Origin of the sequence: Dietzia sp. B32 (assembly GCF_024732245.1) — a bacterium.
GTDB lineage: Bacteria > Actinomycetota > Actinomycetes > Mycobacteriales > Mycobacteriaceae > Dietzia.
In genome coordinates, this window is record NZ_CP093845.1 from 463016 (window position 1) to 482181 (window position 19166).

Below are 19166 nucleotides of genomic sequence, written 5' to 3' on the forward strand. Positions count from 1 at the left end.
GGTGGTGCAAGGGGCGGTGGTGCAGTGCTGCGGTGGTTCAGCAGTGCCGAGGGGAACCGTCACCCCACCGGGAAGCTCATCTGCACCCCGCCGCCGGCCCTGCGCCACCCTTCCGGGCCCCGCACCGCGGCCCCAGTGGACAGGAGCCGACCGAGCACCGCCCTCGTGGTGACGGGTGCGATGCCCGCCGACGCCGCGATCTCGGCAGGCGCAGCACCCCCTCGGGTGGGCAGCGCCTCCATGATCCGTCTGGTGGAGTCGTCCAGACCGTCCCACGCCCCGTCCTCGCCCCGGGGCACCGGGGATGTCTCCCCCATCCGGCCAGCGAGCTCGACCACGTCGGACGAACGCCCGACCAGCACCGCACCCCGCTCCCGGAGCAGCAGATGGCACCCCACCGAGGCGACCGAGGTCACCGGCCCCGGTACCGCTCCGACCGGACGGTCCAGCGCTGACGCCCACGCCGCCGTGCTGAGGGCGCCGCTGCGGGCGGCCGCCTCCACCACCACCGTGGCGCCGGTCAGGGCGGCGATGATCCGGTTCCGGTCGAGGAAGCGGTAACGGGTCACCCCGGTCCCGGGCGGTTGGGCCGAGACCACCGCGCCGGTCGCCGCGACCTCCCGCAACATCGCGTCGTTGCCTCGCGGGTAGAGCCTGTCCACCCCGCCCGCCAGCACCGCGATCGTGGTGCCGCGGACGCCGAGCACAGCACGGTGAGCCGCGGCGTCTATCCCGAAAGCGCCTCCCGACACCACGGTGAACCCCTCGGCGGACACCCCGGCGCACAGGTCGGCGGTCACCGCTCTCCCGTACGGAGTGGGCGCCCGGGTCCCGACGACTGCGACGGCTCTGCCCAGCACCCGCGCCGGGTCGGCGGGGCCACGCCACCACAGTCCGAGCGGGCGCAACGCGGTGGGCACCCCTCCCGTCCCGTCACGCCGCCGTCCCCGCGGCCGGTCCAGAGGCTCGAGTGCGTACTCCGGCCACCCCGGGTCCCCGGGCACCACGAGCCGGGCGCCCACCTCGTCGGCCGCCCCCAACAGCTGTGCCCCGTCGACGAGGTCCCGCCGCGCCGCGGTCTGGCCGGTCAGGGCCTCGTCCACCTCTCCGGAGCGGATCAGCTCCCGAGCCCGCACCGGCCCCACCGCGTCCACCAGGTCCCACAACTGGGCAGTCGGACGCTCGGCCACCGCTCCCAGATAGGCATAGGCCTCGCGCACCTCCGACGGAACCGCCACCCCGGATTCAGACCCCACGGGTATCACTCCTCCCCTCTCAGCACGAGCGCCTCCGCCACGTGTTCCTCACCCGGCACGGTGGCGCCCTCCAGGTCCGCGACCGTCCACGCCAGGCGCAGGCACCGGTCGACCCCGCGCGGGGACAACACCCCGTGCGCCAGGGCCCGGTCCAGCGGGTGCAGCGCCCGGCGGTCGAGCCCCCACACCGATCGCAGGACCCGTCCGGGAACCTCGGCGTTGGCCCGCGCCCCTGCGGCATCCGGGCACCCCGCCCACCTCTCCGCGGCGGCCGCCCTCGCCGTCGACACCCTCCGCCGGACCGCGGCGGTGTCCTCGCCCTCTCCCACGGCGAACAGTCCGGAACCGATGGGGAGCGTCCGCGCGGCGATGTCGATGCGGTCGCGCAGCGGTCCGGTCAGCGACCGGCCGTAGCGTCGCCGGGCATCCGGGGTACACGTGCAGGCGTCCGGCCGCGCACTCCCACACGGGCAGTCATTGGCCGCCATCACCAGTTGGAAGCGGGCCGGGAATACCGAGATTCCGTCACGCCTGGCGATCCTGACCTCCCCGTCCTCGAGTGGAGTGCGCAGGCTGTCCAGCACCCGGCCGGGGAACTCGGCGCATTCGTCGAGGAACAGCACCCCCCGATGGGCGAGCGTCACCGCCCCGGGACGGGCGACGTTGTTGCCCCCGCCCACGAGAGCGGCCACCGACGCCGAATGGTGTGGCGCCACGAACGGCGGGCGTCGCAGCAGCGGGTCGCGGGGAGCGAGCTGTCCCATCACCGAGTGGATCGCCGTCGCCTCGAGGGCGTCCCGCTCCCCCAGGTCGGGCAACAACCCCGGAAGGCGACGCGCGAGCATGGTCTTGCCCGTACCCGGTGCACCGCGTAACAACACGGCGTGCCCGCCGGCCGCCGCGACCTCCACAGCGCGCCGGCAATCGTCCTGCCCGTGCACCTCGGCGAGATCGGTGTGGGGTCGTCCGTTCACCGCGCGGGGCTCCGGGGCGTCCGTGACCAGGGAGCCCGCACCCCGGCACCACGCCGCGAGCGTCGCGAGCGAGTCCGCGCCGGCGGTGTCGATGCCCCCGACCAGCCGGGCCTCCGCGAGATTCGCGGCAGGGACTATCGCCCGTCGCAGCCCGGCCTCCCGCGCCGCGAGCACCGCGGGCAGGACCCCGCGTACCGGCCGGACCCGGCCGTCCAGTGCGAGCTCGCCGACCAGCAGGGTGCCGTCGACCCCCGCCCCGGGCAGTTCCCCGCTCGCGATGAGGGTGCCCACCGCGAGCGGCAGGTCGAAACCAGATCCCCGCTTGGGTAGCGCCGCCGGGGACAACGACAGGACGACCTTGCCCGCCGGCCAGGTCAACCCGCTGTTGATCACGGCGGCCCGCATCCGCTCCCGCGCCTGCAACACCGCCGAGTCCGGCAACCCCACGATGCTGACCCCGGGAAGCCCGCGGCCCACGTCGGCCTCGACCTCCACCAGCTGTCCCCCGACCCCCTGCAGCGTGACCGCCCAGGTCCGACCGAGCGCCACGGCTACAGCACGTCCTCGAACAGCTCGAGCCGAGGACGAGAGGGGTCGGCCAGGTCCACGCCCACCACGTCGAAGCAGACCTGGCGCCACCGGCCCGGGTTCTCCGACAGCCAGTGGGCGGCCAGACGGCGTAGCCGCCGTCGCTTCTCCGCGGTGACCGACTCGGCGGGCGTGCCGAAGCGCGTACTCGTGCGGGCTCGGACCTCCACGAACCGCAGCCGCCCCGCGGCGTCCAGGACGACGAGATCGAGCTCGCCGGCCCGGCACCGCCAGTTCCGGCTGATCACCACGCCGCCCCGGGCTTCCATCAGCCCCGCCGCGTGGTCCTCGCCGAGCCGCCCCGTCCGTCGGCGGGGATCCACACCGCCCCCTGCCACACCGCTGCCCACCGCACCGTCGCCCGCCGATCGCCCGCCAGGCCCCTGGTCCCCCGTCATCGCCAGCCCTCCCCGGCAGCCCGGTCCGTCCGGGCCCGCCGGGGCACACCCTGCCGGACGACGACGGCCCGGTCCGCGGGTCGCGGACCGGGCCGTGGGTCCCCTGTGGAGGGGACGTGGGCTGTGGATGACGGGGCGGAGGGTTACTCCGGGAGCCGCAGTTCCGGCTTGTCGAGCTCCTCGATGTTGACGTCCTTGAAGGTCAACACCCGGACGTACTTCACGAAACGCGCAGGACGGTACATGTCCCACACCCAGGCGTCGGACATCCGCACGTCGAAGTAGACCTCCCCGTCCGCGGACCGCGGGATCAGCTCCACGGCGTTGGCGAGGTAGAAGCGCCTCTCCGTCTCGACGACGTAGGTGAACTGGCCGACGATGTCGCGGTACTCGCGGTAGAGCGAGAGCTCCATCTCGGTCTCGTAGTTCTCCAGATCCTCGGCGCTCATCTCGTGCTGCTCCTCGAATGCGCCTGCGCGGCGCGACGGACGTTGGCGTACGACATCCGATGGACGTCGCTGGGACCGAGCTGCTCGATCGCCCTGGCGTGACTCGTGGTGCTGTATCCCTTGTGCGCGGCGAAGCCGTATCCCGGATACCGCGAGTCGAGGTCCACCATAATCCGATCCCGCGTCACCTTCGCGAGGACACTCGCGGCGGCGATGGATGCGACGACCGCATCACCCCCGATCACTGAGGTGGACTGACACCCGAGCCCGTCGACGGCGAACCCGTCGGTCAGGACGAAACCGGGCGCCGGGTCCAGCGCGGCGACCGCACGACGCATCCCCTCGAGGTTGCACCGGTGGATCCCGCGCTCGTCGATCCGGTCCGATTCGATCACCACCACGCTCACCGCCGAGGCCCTCCGCAGCACCACGTCGTGCAGACGGTCCCTGGTCGCGGCGGAGAGTTTCTTGGAATCATCGAGATCTGCCAACTCGGGGTGGAGTCGATCGCCCAGCACGCACGCCGCCACCACGAGCGGACCGGCGCAGGATCCACGCCCCGCCTCGTCGACGCCGGCGACCGGCCCGAGGCCCCGTCGCGACAGTGCGGCCTCGAGCGCCAGACGTCCGTCGCGCCGGGTCACCCGCACCCGCCCGGGAAGGAGACCGTCCCGTGGTCGCTGCGGTCGCGTCCGACTCACTCCGCGGTGATATCCGGGGAGGACACCGTCCCGATCCGGTTGAACGGGAGGATGATCGCCCGGACCTTGCCGATGATGTTCTCCCCGGGCACCGTTCCCTGGAACTCGTCCCCCATGTGGAATCGGGAGTCCGCGGAGTTCCCGCGGTTGTCCCCCATCACCCAGTAGTTGCCCTCCGGGACGGTCACCGGCCCGAAGGCACAGTTGAGGGGGTTCTTGACCGGCGAGGGGTCTTCCTTGAGGTACGGCTCGTCCAACGGCTGGCCGTCGACCAGCAGCCCGCCGTCCGGGGAGCACCCTCCGACGGTCTGACCCCCCACGGCGATGACGCGCTTGACCATGTCGTTCTGGTCGGGCGGGACGATGCCGATGACGCCGCCGATGTTCTGGAGGGTTCTGATCGCCGGGTTGTCCGAGCGGATGGACTGGTAGCCCTCGTTCCACGAATCGGGCCCCTTGAACACCACCACGTCCCCGGGTCGTGGGTCACCGAACCGGTAGGTGATCTTGTCCACGAAGATGCGGTCGCCGGTACACCCCGCGCACCCGTGCAGCGTGGGCTGCATGGATTCGGACGGAATCTGATAGACGCGACCAACGAAGGTCTGGAACACGAACACCAGGACCAGTGCGATCACCACCAGTAGCGGGATCTCGATGTACCAGGGCTGGCCCTTCTTCTCGACGCCGTGAGCCGGGGCCCCGTCATCACGGGACCCCGGCTCGGCGGTGTCATGTCCAGGCGTATCGGTGCTGCTCACCCGGATGAGCGTAGTCGATCCCGCACCGCCGACGGCGGCCGAGTCTGACCCGCTCTAGACGATCAGCGCTTCTCCTTGATCTTCGCGGCCTTGCCGCGGAGCTCACGCAGGTAGTACAGCTTGGCGCGGCGCACGTCACCGCGGACGAGGACGTCGATGCGGTCGATGGTGGGCGAGTGCACGGGGAACGTGCGCTCGACGCCGACGCCGAACGAGACCTTGCGGACGGTGAACGTCTCGCGGACGCCGCCGCCCTGGCGACGGATCACGACACCCTTGAAGACCTGGATGCGCTCCTTCGAGCCCTCGATGACCTTGACGTGAACGTCGAGGGTGTCACCGGGACGGAAGTCCGGGATGTCGGACCGGAGTGACTTGTTGTCGATGAAGTCGAGAGTGTTCATTGGGTTCCTTGCATGTCAGGAATGAGGACAGAGGACCCTGGCGCCCGCCTGCAGGCGGGACGACCGGTTCGTGCCCCGGATCAGCGCGACCGTCAGCGCGCGCACGTGGCGCCCACAAGGTCAACCTCGCTAGTGTGCCATCCTCCCCGCGGCCGACCCAAATCAGTCGGTGGGGGTGACCCAGCCGACCTCCGAGAGGGTGGCCAGGTCGGCACGGTTCAACTCGACGGACCGGAGGAGGTCAGGCCGCCGCTCGGCGGTGCGTCTCAGCGACTCGTCCCGGCGCCATCGCGCGATCTTCGCGTGATCACCGGTCTTGAGGATCCCCGGCACCGGACGGTCGCGCCACACCTCGGGCCGGGTGTAGCTGGGCCCCTCGAGCAGACCATCGGAGAAGGAGTCCTCTTCGTGGCTGCGTCGGTTCCCCAGCACCCCGGGCAGGAGTCGGGTGACCGCTTCGGCGATGACGAGGACCGCCACCTCTCCCCCTATGAGGACATAGTCGCCGATGCTCACCTCTTCGACGTCCATTCGCGTGGCCGCCTCGTCGACGACACGCTGGTCGATCCCCTCGTAGCGGCCACAGGCGAACAGCAGGTGGCGGCGTCGGGCGTATCGGTGCGCGTCCGGCTGGGTGAACGGTCGACCCGCGGGGGTCGGGACGATCAGGAGCGGCCGCGCGTCCGCGTCCTCGGTGTCCGGGGCCGCGGGCGGCGACGTCGGCACGAGATCGTCCAGGGCCTCGCCCCACACCGTCGGCCGCATGACCATTCCGGGCCCGCCGCCGAACGGCGTGTCGTCGACCGACCTGTGGACGTCGTGCGTCCAGTCGCGCAGATCGTGGATCCCGACCTCGACGATGCCCCGGTCTGCGGCGCGACCGATCAGCGCCAGCCGGAGCGGGGCGAGATAATCGGGGAAGACGGTGACGACGTCAAGCCGCATGCGTGGACCGTCCCCGGCGGCGGGGCGTCCGGTCACGACGTTCCCAGGTCGAGCAGTCCCTCCGGCGGGTCGATGACGCACGTCCCCGCGGCGATGTCCACCTCGGGGACCATCTCGGAGACGAAGGGCACCAGGGCGTCGGTTCCGACGGCCAGCCGGATGTTCAGGAGCTCGCCGGCCGGAGTGTGCACGATCTCGGTCACCTCGCCGAGGACGGCGCCCGCCGTGTCGAGCACCCGGAGTCCCACCAGTTGGTGATCGTGGAACTCGTCCGGGTCCTCCGGGTCCTGCAGGGCGTCCGAGTCCACGAGCAGGAGCATTCCGCGGAGGCCGTCCGCGGTGTCCCGGTCCGCGACGCCGACCAGACGCACCAGAAGCCGCCCGGAATGCTGCCGGGCGGCTTCGATGGTGACGTCGCGATCGGTGGCCTGGTCCCCACGGCCCACACGCCCGACGAGACGGGTCCCGACCGCGAACCGCTCGTCCGGGGAGTCGGTGCGGACCTCCACCACGAGCTCCCCGCGGACGCCGTGCGACTTGACGACACGTCCCACGACGAGTTCCATGGCGGTTCCAGTCCTCCGATTACCGATGTGTGCGGGCGGGGTCAGCGGTCGGTGTCGACCACGTCGACCCGGACGCCCTCCCCGCCGACGGCGGAGACGATCGTCCGGATCGCGGAGGCGGTACGGCCGCCCCGTCCGATGACACGGCCGAGATCCGCGGGCGCGACGGCCACGCGGATCACGGTGCCGCGCCGACCACCACTCGACCGCACGGACACCGCGTCGGGATCCGACACGATTCCGCGGACGAGGTGGTCGACGGCGTCGACGACCATGTCGTTCATCTGACTCAGGCCTCGGCGGTCTCGGCGTCGGCCGAGGCGGACTCGCCCTCGCCGGACTCGGCCGCCTTGGCGGCCTCCTGCTCGGCCTTCTTGGCCTCTTCCTTCTTCGCCTTCTCGGCCTTGCGCTTGGCGGTGATGGCCTCGGCGGAGGGCTCGCCCTGGGCGTCCTCGAGGGCCTTGTTGAACAGGTCCAGCTTCGAGGGCTTGGGCTCGGCGACCTTCAGGGTGCCCTCGGCGCCCTCGATCCCCTTGAACTTCTGCCAGTCACCGGTGATCTTGAGCAGCTGCTCGACGGCCTCGGTGGGCTGGGCCCCGACTCCGAGCCAGTACTGCGCGCGCTCCGAGTCGATCTGGATGAAGCTCGGCTCCTCCTTGGGACGGTAGAGGCCGATGGTCTCGATGGAGCGCCCGTCGCGGCGCGTGCGGGCGTCGGCGACGACGACGCGGTACTGCGGGTTGCGGATCTTGCCGAGGCGGGTGAGCTTGATCTTGACGGCCATGAGCTCGTCTCACTTTCTGTAGCGGGTCACGTGGCGATTCGGCGGCGCCCGCCCTGGTGGCGGGGCCCGGTTTCGCCTTCCGGGTGACCGCCGTTCGGCACGGACCCACGAGGGGTCCACCGGTGACGGCGTCCAGCGGACCAGTCTAGACAGCCCGGGATGGTGCGCACCAATCGGCACGCCCCCTCTGCCTGCTCAGCGCTTCGGGAACTTGAGGTCGTTGAGGTCGATCCCCTCCAGCCCCGGTGGGAGCTGGTCGAGTCCGGGCGGCAACTGGGACAGGTCCGGCATCCCGCCGGGCGGCATCCCGGGCATCCCCGGCATACCGCCGGGCATCATCCCCCGCTGCTTGGGCTGGGTGGGACCGCGGCCCTTGCCCTTCCCCTTGCCCTTCTTGTTCTTGCGCTGGTTCTTGCGTCCCGCCCCGGGCATACCCATCTGGCCTGCCATGCGGCTCATCATCTTGCGGGCCTCGAAGAACCGGTCGACCAACTGATTGACGTCGGTGACCGTGACCCCCGAGCCGTTCGCGATGCGCTGGCGTCGCGACCCGTTGATGATCTTGGGGTCGGCGCGCTCCTCGGGGGTCATACCGCGGATGATCGCCTGGATGCGGTCGAGGTACTTCTCGTCGATGTCTCCGACAGCGGCCTTCATCTCCTTGCCGCCGGGCAGCATGCCGAGAAGGTTCCCGATGGGCCCCATCTTGCGGATCATCAGCATCTGGTCGAGGAAGTCCTCGAGCGTGAGCTCGCCGGAGCCGATCTTCGCGGCGGTCTTCTCCGCCTCCTGCGCGTCGAAGACCGTCTCCGCCTGCTCGATGAGCGAGAGGACATCGCCCATTCCGAGGATCCGGCTGGCCATCCGGTCGGGGTGGAAGACATCGAAGTCCTCGAGCTTCTCGCCGTCCGACGCGAACATGATCGGCGTCCCGGTGAGCTCCCGGACGCTGAGCGCGGCGCCACCGCGGGCGTCACCGTCGAGCTTGGTGAGCACGACGCCGGTGAAGCCGACGCCCTCGCGGAACGCCTCGGCCGTGACCACCGCGTCCTGACCGATCATCGCGTCCAGGACGAAGAACGTCTCGTGCGGCTGGACGGCGTCCCGAATGCCCCGGGCCTGGGCCATCATCTCCTCATCGATACCGAGGCGGCCGGCGGTGTCGACGATCACGACGTCGTGCATTTTCGCGCGGGCGTGCGCCAGACCGCGCTGCGCCACGGACACCGGCTCCTGCACCCCGATCACCGCACCATCACCACCGACGGAGGTCCCGGGGTGCGGGGCGAAGGTGGGCACACCGGCCCGCTCACCGACGATCCGAAGCTGGTCGACAGCCCCGGGTCGCTGGAGGTCGCAGGCGACCAGGAGCGGGGTGTGCCCCTGTCCCTTGAGCCAGTGCGCGAGCTTTCCGGCCAGGGTGGTCTTACCCGCACCCTGGAGGCCGGCGAGCATGATCACCGTGGGGGGCTGCTTGGCGAACTCGATCCGCCGCTCCTCGCCGCCGAGGATGGCGGTGAGCTCGGCGTCGACGATCTTGACGACCTGCTGGGCCGGGTTGAGCGCTTCGGAGACCTCCGCGCCCTTGGCCCGCTCCTTGACCCGCGAGATGAACTCCCGCACGACCGGCAGGGCGACGTCGGCCTCGAGCAACGCGAGGCGGATCTCGCGGGCCGTCGCGTCGATGTCGGCCTCGCTGAGCCGACCCTTTCCGCGCAGGTCCTTGAGCGCACCTGTGAGGCGGTCGGACAAGGATTCGAACACGGCAACAGCTCCCTGGTTCGCGGCCCGGGAGCGCGCATGGTTCCCGGCGTCGTCGGCGACGACTGATCACAGGGTATCGGCATGCGCTCCGGCAGGCGTCGTGGGATCGCGTCGCGGCAACAGCGCCTCCACCTCACCGGCCGTACTCAGCACGGCCCCGGGGCCGGAGAGGGCGAAGACGTCCTCCACCGCTGCACCCCTGGTCCGCACCACCACCCAGTCGATCCGGGCCCCGGCGTCGATGATCGCGGTCACGACCCTGGCGAACAGGCCCGGGCGATCCTCGGAGCGCACCTCCATCAGAACGCCGTCGGCGTCGGTTCGGTGGGAGATCAGGACCGACGATCTGGCCTGCGGGGGCCCGATCGGGAGAGTCGCCCCCCGGGACAGTGCGGCGCGCAGCGGCGAGGGCAGACCGGAGTCGATCGAGCGGCGTAGGTCCTGTCGCAGCACGCGGGGGTCCACCGGGTCACCGAAGCGGGTCGAGACCGTCATCCTCGCCCGGATACCCCCCGGGGGACGCAGGTCGATCTCGGCGTCCACGATCTCCAGCCGATGCGCGGCGAGTACGTCCGCGGTCACGGCCAGCGACCGCCCCCCGCCGGGGACGACGAGGGTGACCTCGTGGGTCGTCCCCGTCCCGGCCGCCCGGAGATCGACGACGACGTCCGGCGGTCCGTGACGACGCGTGGCGTTGACCGTCGGGGCCTGGACGGCCGCGGGCCGGGGTCCGAGCGCCCGTCGGCACGCCGCCACCAGCGCTGCATGTGCCCCGGCACGGCCGTTCGTCCAGACCGTCGGTCCGGTCGCGAGCGAGTCCGCCTCGGTGAGCGCGGCCAGGACGTCGAGGGCGACGGCGTCGCCGTCCAGCGCGTCCAGGACGCCCCGGGCGGTCGCGGGGTCGGCCGGGTCGCGCCTCGTGGCGGTCGCCGGGAGCAGCAGGTGGTGTCTGACGATGCGGGTCAGCGTCTCGGTATCGCGGTCCCCGAGGCCCATCCGCGTGCAGATCGGCCGTACCATCTCCGCCCCCTTCTCGCTGTGGTCACCGCCCCGGCTCTTGCCGATGTCGTGCAGGAGCGCCGAGAGCAGCAGGAGATCCGCGCGGGCCACCGAGGTGGTGAGCCGGGAGGCCTCGACGGCCGTCTGCACGAGGTGCCGGTCGACGGTGTAGACGTGTGCCCGGTCCCGCGCGGGCAGATCCCGCACTCCGGACCACTCCGGCAGGATCCGTTCCCACAGACCGCACCGGTCCAGGGCCTCGTGAACGGGGATCTGGGCCTCACCCGAGCCCAGGAGCACCAGGAGGTCGGACAGAGCCTCCGCGGGCCACCGCCCGGTCGGCACGACGCTGCGTTCGGCGAGCACGCCGAGGGTCGAGCTGGCGATCGGCAGTTCGAACCGGGCCGCGGCCGCCGCGACCCGCAGCGCCAGCCACGGGTCGTCGGCGACACGGGCGGCGCGGGCGAGCGCCACCTCCCCCGCGTGCTCCACCACCCCGTCGTCGAGGGGACGCCGGACCGGCGATCGCCGCAGTAGTCCGGTCAGGCCCCGAGAGGACAGCGCCGCGCACGATCCACGGATCGCCTGGTCCGCGGTGAACGCGATCGTGCGGGAGGCGTCACTCAGTGCCCGGGCGAGGTCGAACCGGTCCCCCAGGCCGAGCGCCTCGCCGACGTCGTCCCCGTACTCGGCGTGGAGCACCTCCCGCGGGCGTCCGCTCACCCGGTGGAGTTCGGTCCGGGCGTCCAGCACCAACCGGTGGGCGCGTGCCATCCCCCCGGGGACCACGGGCCGGCCGTCGCTGAGGTGGGCCAGGCCGAGTGCCGCGACGAGCTGGGCGTCACGCAGACCGCCCGCCCCGTTCTTCAGGTCCGGCTCGCTGCGGTGCGCGATCACCCCGGCCCGGTGTCGTCGGGCGGCCGCCGCCTCGACCAGCTCGTCGAACCGGGAGGCGATCTGGTCCCGCCACTGTCGGCGGGCGCCGTCCACGACCAACGCCCCCAGGTCCGCGTCTCCCGCGATGACCCGCGCGTCCAGCAGGCTCAGCCCGACCGAGACGTCGGCCGCGGCCACGGCCAGGCACTGGTCGACCGTGCGGACGCTGTGGTCGAGGCCGACCCCGGAATCCCACAGCGGGTACCACAGTGCGTCGGCCAACTCCCCCACGTCGCGCTCGGGGCGTCGCTCATGGACCAGGACGAGATCGAGGTCGGAATGGGGAAGTACCTCCCGCCGGCCCAGTCCGCCGAACGCGATCAGGGCGAACCCCGACCCGGGTCCGATCCCGGCCTCCTCGGCGAGCCGCCCGAGCTCCATCTCGTAGAGCTCACACAGGGCATCGCGCAGCGATGCGGCCGGCAGGCTCTCCCGCGGGGCGGAGAGGATCCGTTCGCGTCCCTCCCGCAGCGCCGTGGCGCGCTCACCGTCCGCCGTGACCGCCATGGCACTCCCCTTCCCTCATCCGTCGCGTTCCAGACTGTCGGTTCCGTGTCACCGCGTCGGGGCGAGCAGGTTTCACTTCTGTGAACGGGTGCGCACGTGGCCGTCGGAGGCGGGAGCGGTGGCGCGCACACGGCAGCGCGCGACCGCCCCAGGTCGGGGCGACCGCGCGCCGGGTGGTCGAAGGGCGTCAGATGGCGTCCGTTCCCTCCTCGCCCGTGCGCACGCGCACGATGCTCTCGACGGGGGTCACCCAGACCTTCCCGTCCCCGATCTTCCCGGTCCGGGCCGCGTCGACGATCAGCTGGACGGCGGTGTCCGCGGTCTCGTCGTCGACCACCACCTCCACCCTGATCTTGGGGACGAAGTCCACGGCGTACTCGGCGCCGCGGTAGACCTCGGTGTGGCCCTTCTGTCGGCCGTAGCCCTGGACCTCGCTGATGGTGAGGCCGTGGATTCCGGCTTGCTCCAGTGCGGCCTTGACGTCATCGATCGTGAACGGTTTGACGATCGCGGTGACGAGCTTCATGGCGTGGGTTCCTTTCGAAGTGGTCGGCTCAGCGGATGAGCGCGTTGGTGGAGGCCTCGTACGCGCTCTCGGCGTGCTGGGCACCGTCGATCCCGGCCTGCTCGTCGGACTTGTCGATCCTCCAGCCGAGCGGGCGGCAGATCGCCCAGGCGATCGCGGTCATGACGGCGGTGAACACGAGGGCGGCCACGGCGATCGCGATCTGGACCACCAGGAGTCGCCAGCCGTCGGCGGAGTAGAACACGCCCGCGTCCGTACCGAAGGTGCCGGTGGCGAACAGGCCGATCGCCACGGTGCCCCACAGACCCGCCACCAGGTGCACGCCCACGACGTCGAGGGCGTCGTCGTAGCCGAAGCGGTGCTTGAGCCCCACGGCGAGCGCGGAGAGCACGCCGGCGATCGCACCGAGGGCGACCGCGCCGAGCGGGTGGACGGAACCGGCGGCGGGGGTGATGGCCACGAGTCCCGCGACCACACCCGAGGCGGCGCCGAGGCTGGTGGCGTGTCCGTCACGCAGACGCTCCGCGAGCAGCCAGCCGAGCATCGCGGCGGCGGTGGCGGCGGTGGTGTTGACCCAGGCCAGGCCAGCCGCGCCGTTGGCACCGAACGCCGAGCCCGCGTTGAAACCGAACCAGCCGAACCACAGCAGGGCGGCGCCGAGCATGACCAGCGGCAGGTTGTGGGGGCGGTACGCGGTGCGGCCGAACTCCAGTCGCTTGCCGATCAGCAGGACCAGGACGAGCGCGGCCATTCCGGCGTTGATGTGTACGACCGTTCCGCCGGCGAAGTCGACGGGCGCCACGGCGGCGGTCAGACCGCCCTCGCCGTCGTCGACGGTGCCGAAGATCATCGCCGCGAGCCCGCTGTCGGAGTGCGAGAGCAGACCCCCGCCCCAGACCATGTGGGCGAGCGGGAAGTAGGCCAGGGTGACCCAGACGCCGACGAAGGCCAGCCACGTGCCGAACCGTGCGCGCTCGGCGATCGCACCCGAGATGAGGGCGACGGTGATGATCGCGAACGTCACCTGGAAGGCCACGTCGACCACCTGCGGGTAGGCGCCGGACCCGGAGACGACCCATTCTTCCGCGTCCCCGATCACGCCCGACAGTCCGAACATCTCGAAGGGGTTCGCGAACATGCCCAGGACCGACTCACTGCCGTAGGACATCGACCATCCCCACAGCAGGTAGATCACGCCGACCACGCCCATCGCGCCGAACGACATCATCATCATGTTCAGCACGGACTTCTGCCGGGACATCCCGCCGTAGAAGAGCGCCAGAGCCGGGGTCATGAGCAAGACCAGGGATGCTGCCATGAGCATCCAGGCCGTGTCTCCCGTATCGATCTCCGGCGTCGCCTCATGGGCGAGCAACGCGACACTGTCACCTATCACGGTGCGGTCCTCCTCGTCTCGTACGTGGTGAGCGACTCTTCGCTCCCCGTCGACGTGAAGATTTCCTTGGTCGTGTTGCACGAGATGTGCGGGGGTGTTTCGGGATTGTTACGCGCCCGGGCCCCCGGTTCCGGTCATGTGTCCGGGGGCCCGGATGCCTACGTGCCGAGCAACGCGTCGACGAACGCCTCGGGGGTGAACGGGGCGAGGTCGTCCGCGCCCTCCCCCAACCCGACGAGCTTCACCGGGACGCCGAGTTCGTGCTGGACCTGGAAGACGATGCCACCCTTGGCGGTGCCGTCGAGCTTGGTGAGGACGACGCCGGTGATGTCGACGACCTCCTTGAACACGCGCGCCTGCATGAGGCCGTTCTGGCCGGTGGTCGCGTCGATCACCAGGAGGACCTCGTCGACGGGGGTCTTCTTCTCGACGACGCGCTTGACCTTGCCGAGTTCGTCCATGAGTCCGGTCTTGGTGTGCAGCCGGCCGGCGGTGTCGACGAGCACGGCGTCGACGCCGGTCTCGACCCCGCGGGTCACCGCGTCGAAGGCGACGGAGGCGGGATCGGCGCCCTCCTTGCCGCGCACGACCTCGGCACCCACCCGCTCGGCCCAGGTCTGCAGCTGGTCCGCCGCGGCGGCGCGGAACGTGTCCGCGGCGCCGAGCAGGATCTCGCGACCGTCGGCGACCAGGACCCGGGCGAGTTTGCCGGTGGTGGTGGTCTTGCCGGTGCCGTTGACGCCGACGACGAGGAGGACGGCCGGAGTCCCGTCGTTCGGTAGCGCGCGCAGCGATCGGTCGAGTTCGGGGTGGAGGTTGTCGATGAGGGTCTGCCGCAGCAGGTCGCGCACCTCGGCCTCGGTGCGGACCTGACGGGTGGCGATCTCCTCGCGGAGTCGGTCGACCACGAGCTCGGTGGTGGCCGAACCGAGGTCGGCCATGATCAGCGTGTCCTCGATCTCCTCCCAGGCGTCCTCGTCGAGATCGCCCGCACCGAGCAGGCCCAGCAGGCCCTGGCCGACGGTGTTCTGTGAGCGTGCGAGCCGGCCCCGCAGACGGTCGAGGCGGCCGGCTGCCGGGTCGATGCGCTCGACCGGGGCGACCGGCTCCGGGGTCCCGGTGACCGTCTCCGGGGGCGCCGGGATCTCCTCGTCGGGCACCTCGGGCGGGACCACGACGGGTTCGACCGGGGCCGCCTCCACCACTTCGGTCGCCTCGCTCGGGCCGGGGTCGACGTCCGGCTCGGGCGCGGGGACGGCAGGCTCCGGTGCGACGTCGGGAGCGGTCGCGGGTTCGGCCACGGGGACCGCGCCCGCGGCCGGGGACGACGGCGCGGGGGGCCGTGGGGCCGGTGCCGCCGGCGGCAGGTCCTCCCGCGGCGCCGGGTCACGACGCACCGGCTCCCTGGGCGGGGCCGCCGTGGCGCCGCCCCCTCCCTGGGCGAACGAGAATCCCGTCCCGGCCTGATAGTTACCGGAGCGCTCCTCGCGGGTGAGTTCCTTGCGCTCGGCGGCCCTGGTGAGGGAGATCTGTCGCTTCTTGCGCAGCTGGAGACCCACGACGAGCGCGATGATGGCCAGCAGCAGCACCGCGGCGACGGCGATGATGATCCAGGTGGTGGTAGTCACGATGCCAGTATGGCCGACCGCACCCGTCTCCATCTCGGTCCCGGGGGGCGGTGACGGACCTAGACTGGCGTCTGTCGCCGTCCGAGGGAGGAGCCCACGTGGTCGAGGTCGCCACCCAGCACGGGGGTACCCCCGCCCGTCGGCGGCCACTGCGCCGGGCCCCGGCCCCGCCCACCTGGCTCGCCAAGGCCGTCATGGCGGTGACGGGGTTGCTCTTCACCGCGTTCGTGGTGGCGCACATGGTCGGCAATCTCAAGGTGTTCGGCGGGGCGTCGGGCTTCGACGCCTACGCCGGGTGGCTGCGCACGCTCCTGTATCCGCTCGTCCCTCGCGAGGGCGTCCTGTGGGCGTTGCGCGTCGTGCTGGTGCTGAGCCTGCTGGCGCACGTCTGGCTCGCGGTGGTGTTGGTTCGGCGCTCCCGGGCGTCCGCGGGCCCGCACCGTCGGCGTACGGGGCTGACGGCCGGCGCGTTCGGCGCCCGCTCGATGCTGGTCTCCGGAGTGGTCCTGCTTCTCTTCGTCGTCTTCCACGTCCTCGACATGACCACGGGCACCGCCCCTGTCGCGTCGGAGGCGTTCGAGCCCGGTTCGGCGTACGCCAATCTGGTCGCCAGCTTCTCGCGGCCCTGGGTCGCGACCTTCTACGGCATCACCATGGCGCTGCTGGCGCTGCACGTCGCCCACGGGGTCCGCACGGCGGCCGGCGACCTGGGGGTGACCGGCGTCCGGAGCCGGGCCGTGATCACGACCATCGGGGGGCTCGCCGCGGTCGCCGTGCTGCTGGGCAACGCCGCGATCCCTATCGCGGTCCAGGCCGGGTGGCTGACATGACCTTCACACCGCCCCCCGTCCTCGCCCCCGACGCCCGACAGGGGCGGGTGCTGAGCTCCGGCACGCCCGGGGGCGACCCCGCCTCCGCCTGGGCGAGGCGTCGTGACGCCTACCGTCTGGTCGCTCCGGCCAACCGTCGCCACTTCCACGTGGTGGTGGTCGGCACGGGCCTGGCCGGGGCCGGCGCGGCGGCCGCCCTCGGCGAACTCGGCTACCGGGTCACGGCGTTCACCTACCACGACGCCGCCCGGCGCGCGCATTCCGTGGCCGCCCAGGGCGGGATCAACGCCGCTCGCGGCCGCCGGGTGGACGGCGACTCGGTGGCCCGGTTCGTCGCCGACACCGTCTCGGGCGGGGACTTCCGTGGGCGGGAGGCCGAGGCGTTCCGGCTGGGCGAGGAATCCGCGCGGCTGATCGATCACTTCTCCGCCATCGGGACCCCCTTCGCACGCGAGTACGGCGGCGTCCTGTCCACCCGGTCCTTCGGCGGGGTGCAGGTCTCGCGCACCTACTACTCCCGCGGGCAGACCGGCCAGCAACTCCAGATCGCGGGCGTCTCGGCCCTGCAGCGACAGATCCGAGCGGGCACCGTGACCCTGCATACCCGCCACGAGATGCTCGACCTCGTCGTCGACGATTCGGGGTGCCACGGTGTGGTCGTGCGCGACCTGGTGTCCGGCCACATCCGGGCCGAGACCGCGCACGCGGTCGTCCTCGCGACCGGCGGTTACGGGACCGTCTTCCACGACTCCACGCTCGCGATCCACTCCAACGCCTCGGCGGTGTGGCGCGCGCACCAGCGGGGGGCCCTGTTCGCGTCACCGTCGTTCGTGCAGTTCCATCCCACCGCGCTGCCCAAGGACAACGACTGGCAGGCCAAGACGATCCTCATGAGCGAGTCGCTGCGCAACGACGGCCGCGTCTGGGTCCCGCTCCACGACGGCGACGACCGGCCGCCCGGTGAGATCCCGGACGCCGACCGCGACTTCTTCCTCGAGCGCCGCTATCCCGCCTTCGGCAACCTCGTGCCCCGTGACGTGGCGTCCCGGGCGATCACCGCCGAGATCCGCGCGGGGCGCGGGGTGGGGCCGCGCCGTAACTCCGTGTACCTCGACTTCCGTGACGCGCTGGCCCGCGACGGGCGCCGGACGATCACCGAGCGCTACGGCAACCTGTTCGAGATGTACGCCCACGCCACCGGCGAGGACCCGTTCGCCGTACCCATGCGCATCGCGCCGACGTGCCACTTCACGATGGGCGGGCTGTGGAGCGACTACGACCTGCAGACCTCGATCCCCGGCCTGTTCGTCGGTGGCGAATGCGGGTGGGCGTATCACGGCGCGAACCGGCTCGGCGCCAACTCCCTGCTCAGCGCGAGCGTCGACGGGTGGTTCACGCTCCCGTACTCGGTGCCGGCGCACCTGGCCACCCGCCTCGGGGACGATCTACCGGGCGACGACGACGAGGTGGTCGTCTCCGCCGTGGCCCGCGCCCGGACGCGGGTGCGGAACCTGCTCGCGGTGGGCGGTTCGACCGGGCCGGAGCACTTCCACCGTGAGCTCGGCGAGATCCTCTACGCGGGGTGCGGCGTCACACGGACGGCCGACGGCCTGACCCGGGCGATCGAGCGCATCCGTGACCTGCGAACCCGGTTCTGGACCGACCTGCGGGTCACGGGCGCGGGCGGTCACCTCAACCAGGTGCTCGAACTGGCCGGGCGGGTCGCCGACTTCCTCGAACTGGCGGAGCTGATGTGCGTGGATGCGCTGGACCGGGACGAGTCGTGCGGCGCCCACTTCCGCGACGAGCACCAGACGCCCGACGGCGAGGCCCTGCGGGATGACGGGACGTGGGCCTTCGCCTCCGTCTGGGCCTCCGAGGGCGATGACCGTGGCGGGCGACGGTCGTTCACCCGCCATGCCGAACCGCTGGAGTTCTCGGTGGTCGCACCCACGGCGAGGGACTACCGATGAGGCTCACCCTGCGAATCTGGCGGCAGTCCGGGCCCGACGCGACCGGACGGTACGAGGAGTTCGAGGTGCGCGACGCACGGCCGGAGATGAGTGTCCTGGACCTGCTAGACGTCCTCAACGCCGATCTGGTGGACGCGGGCGTCGAACCGGTGGCGTTCGACTCCGACTGCCGCGAGGGGATCTGCGGGGCCTGCGGCGTCACCGTCGACGGACGCCCCCACGGTCCCGCGGAGAACACCCCGTCGTGTCACCAGCGGCTGACCCCCTACTCCGACGGGGACACCCTGCGCATCGAGCCACTGCGCGCCGCCGTGTTCCCGGTCATCCGCGATCTGGTGGTGGACCGCTCAGCCCTGGACGGGGTCGTCGAGTCCGCTGCCCATGTGGGGATACCGGCCGGCTCCGCCCCGGACGCGGACTCGATCCTCCAGGGCCATGATGCCGCCGAGACCGCGCTGGACTTCGCGGCGTGCATCGGGTGCGGGGCGTGTGTGGCGGCCTGCCCCAACGGCTCGGCCAACCTGTTCGTGGGCGCCAAACTCGGGCACCTCGCCCTCATGCCCGTCGCGGGCGCCGACCGCGCGGCCCGCGCCCGCGAGATGGTCAGCGCGGCCGACGAGGAATTCGGGCCCTGCTCGCTGTACGGGGAGTGCTCGCGGGTGTGCCCTGCGGGGATCCCGCTGCGGGCGATCGGCGTGGTCAACCGGGAGCGCCTCCGGTCGGTGTTCAAGCGCTCGTGAGCGAGCGGCGACGCCTCGGGCACGCGCACGGAGGTCGGCAC

The 19166-nt window shown here is 71.8% G+C and carries 19 protein-coding genes; 3 read left to right on the forward strand and 16 right to left on the reverse strand.

All coding sequences use genetic code 11. The features are described 5' to 3' along the window. Positions 1-59: 59 nt before the first annotated feature. The 16 genes from dprA to ftsY form a co-directional block, all read right to left on the reverse strand. Positions 60-1256, reverse strand: a complete 1197-nt coding sequence (gene dprA, locus L8M95_RS02235; RefSeq protein ID WP_260487719.1) for a DNA-processing protein DprA — start codon at positions 1254-1256, stop codon at positions 60-62. Between the two features lie 5 nt (positions 1257-1261). Continuing rightward, positions 1262-2779: a YifB family Mg chelatase-like AAA ATPase gene (locus L8M95_RS02240; RefSeq protein WP_260487720.1), complete on the reverse strand. Its 1518-nt coding sequence runs from the start codon at positions 2777-2779 to the stop codon at positions 1262-1264. Positions 2780-2781: 2 nt separating this feature from the next. Continuing rightward, on the reverse strand, positions 2782-3216 hold the full coding sequence (locus L8M95_RS02245) for a YraN family protein (RefSeq protein ID WP_260487721.1): 435 nt from the start codon (positions 3214-3216) through the stop codon (positions 2782-2784). Positions 3217-3359: 143 nt separating this feature from the next. Further along, a complete protein-coding gene (locus L8M95_RS02250) occupies positions 3360-3665 on the reverse strand; it encodes a DUF2469 domain-containing protein (RefSeq protein WP_007632861.1) in 306 nt (101 codons plus the stop codon). Next, on the reverse strand, positions 3662-4309 hold the full coding sequence (locus L8M95_RS02255; protein WP_260487722.1) for a ribonuclease HII: 648 nt from the start codon (positions 4307-4309) through the stop codon (positions 3662-3664). The genes L8M95_RS02250 and L8M95_RS02255 overlap by 4 nt, the downstream gene beginning before the upstream one ends. A gap of 53 nt (positions 4310-4362) precedes the next feature. Next, positions 4363-5127 carry a signal peptidase I gene (lepB, locus tag L8M95_RS02260; protein WP_396119293.1) on the reverse strand — a complete coding sequence of 255 codons (765 nt, stop codon included), beginning with the start codon at positions 5125-5127 and terminating at the stop codon, positions 4363-4365. Between the two features lie 62 nt (positions 5128-5189). Continuing rightward, positions 5190-5531 carry a 50S ribosomal protein L19 gene (gene rplS, locus L8M95_RS02265; RefSeq protein WP_260487723.1) on the reverse strand — a complete coding sequence of 114 codons (342 nt, stop codon included), beginning with the start codon at positions 5529-5531 and terminating at the stop codon, positions 5190-5192. Positions 5532-5693: 162 nt separating this feature from the next. After that, positions 5694-6476, reverse strand: a complete 783-nt coding sequence (gene trmD / locus L8M95_RS02270) for a tRNA (guanosine(37)-N1)-methyltransferase TrmD (RefSeq protein WP_260487724.1) — start codon at positions 6474-6476, stop codon at positions 5694-5696. Between the two features lie 32 nt (positions 6477-6508). Further along, positions 6509-7042 carry a ribosome maturation factor RimM gene (gene rimM, locus L8M95_RS02275; protein ID WP_260487725.1) on the reverse strand — a complete coding sequence of 178 codons (534 nt, stop codon included), beginning with the start codon at positions 7040-7042 and terminating at the stop codon, positions 6509-6511. A gap of 41 nt (positions 7043-7083) precedes the next feature. Further along, entirely contained in the window at positions 7084-7326 is a 243-nt protein-coding gene (locus L8M95_RS02280) for an RNA-binding protein (protein ID WP_260487726.1), read from the reverse strand. 5 nt (positions 7327-7331) lie between these two features. Beyond that, positions 7332-7826 carry a 30S ribosomal protein S16 gene (gene rpsP / locus L8M95_RS02285; protein ID WP_260487727.1) on the reverse strand — a complete coding sequence of 165 codons (495 nt, stop codon included), beginning with the start codon at positions 7824-7826 and terminating at the stop codon, positions 7332-7334. Between the two features lie 195 nt (positions 7827-8021). Continuing rightward, positions 8022-9590, reverse strand: a complete 1569-nt coding sequence (gene ffh / locus L8M95_RS02290; protein ID WP_260487728.1) for a signal recognition particle protein — start codon at positions 9588-9590, stop codon at positions 8022-8024. A 66-nt stretch (positions 9591-9656) separates the two neighbouring features. Then, positions 9657-12032, reverse strand: coding sequence for a [protein-PII] uridylyltransferase (locus L8M95_RS02295; protein ID WP_260487729.1), 2376 nt, complete (start codon positions 12030-12032; stop codon positions 9657-9659). 187 nt (positions 12033-12219) lie between these two features. Further along, positions 12220-12558: a P-II family nitrogen regulator gene (locus tag L8M95_RS02300; protein ID WP_260487730.1), complete on the reverse strand. Its 339-nt coding sequence runs from the start codon at positions 12556-12558 to the stop codon at positions 12220-12222. Between the two features lie 28 nt (positions 12559-12586). Then, complete coding sequence (locus tag L8M95_RS02305; RefSeq protein WP_260487731.1) at positions 12587-13954, reverse strand: ammonium transporter; 1368 nt, start codon at positions 13952-13954, stop codon at positions 12587-12589. 158 nt (positions 13955-14112) lie between these two features. After that, positions 14113-15582: a signal recognition particle-docking protein FtsY gene (gene ftsY / locus L8M95_RS02310; protein ID WP_260487732.1), complete on the reverse strand. Its 1470-nt coding sequence runs from the start codon at positions 15580-15582 to the stop codon at positions 14113-14115. Positions 15583-15680: 98 nt separating this feature from the next. On the opposite strand from ftsY, the gene L8M95_RS02315 reads away from it, so the two are divergent. From L8M95_RS02315 to L8M95_RS02325, 3 genes are read left to right on the forward strand one after another with little or no spacing between them, the layout of a single operon-like run. Next, on the forward strand, positions 15681-16412 hold the full coding sequence (locus L8M95_RS02315; protein ID WP_312027438.1) for a succinate dehydrogenase cytochrome b subunit: 732 nt from the start codon (positions 15681-15683) through the stop codon (positions 16410-16412). Beyond that, complete coding sequence (locus L8M95_RS02320; protein ID WP_260487733.1) at positions 16409-18385, forward strand: fumarate reductase/succinate dehydrogenase flavoprotein subunit; 1977 nt, start codon at positions 16409-16411, stop codon at positions 18383-18385. The genes L8M95_RS02315 and L8M95_RS02320 overlap by 4 nt, the downstream gene beginning before the upstream one ends. After that, positions 18382-19125 (forward strand): succinate dehydrogenase/fumarate reductase iron-sulfur subunit, encoded by a 744-nt coding sequence (locus tag L8M95_RS02325; RefSeq protein ID WP_260487734.1) that lies wholly within the window; start codon positions 18382-18384, stop codon positions 19123-19125. The genes L8M95_RS02320 and L8M95_RS02325 overlap by 4 nt, the downstream gene beginning before the upstream one ends. The last annotated feature ends 41 nt before the right edge of the window (positions 19126-19166 follow it).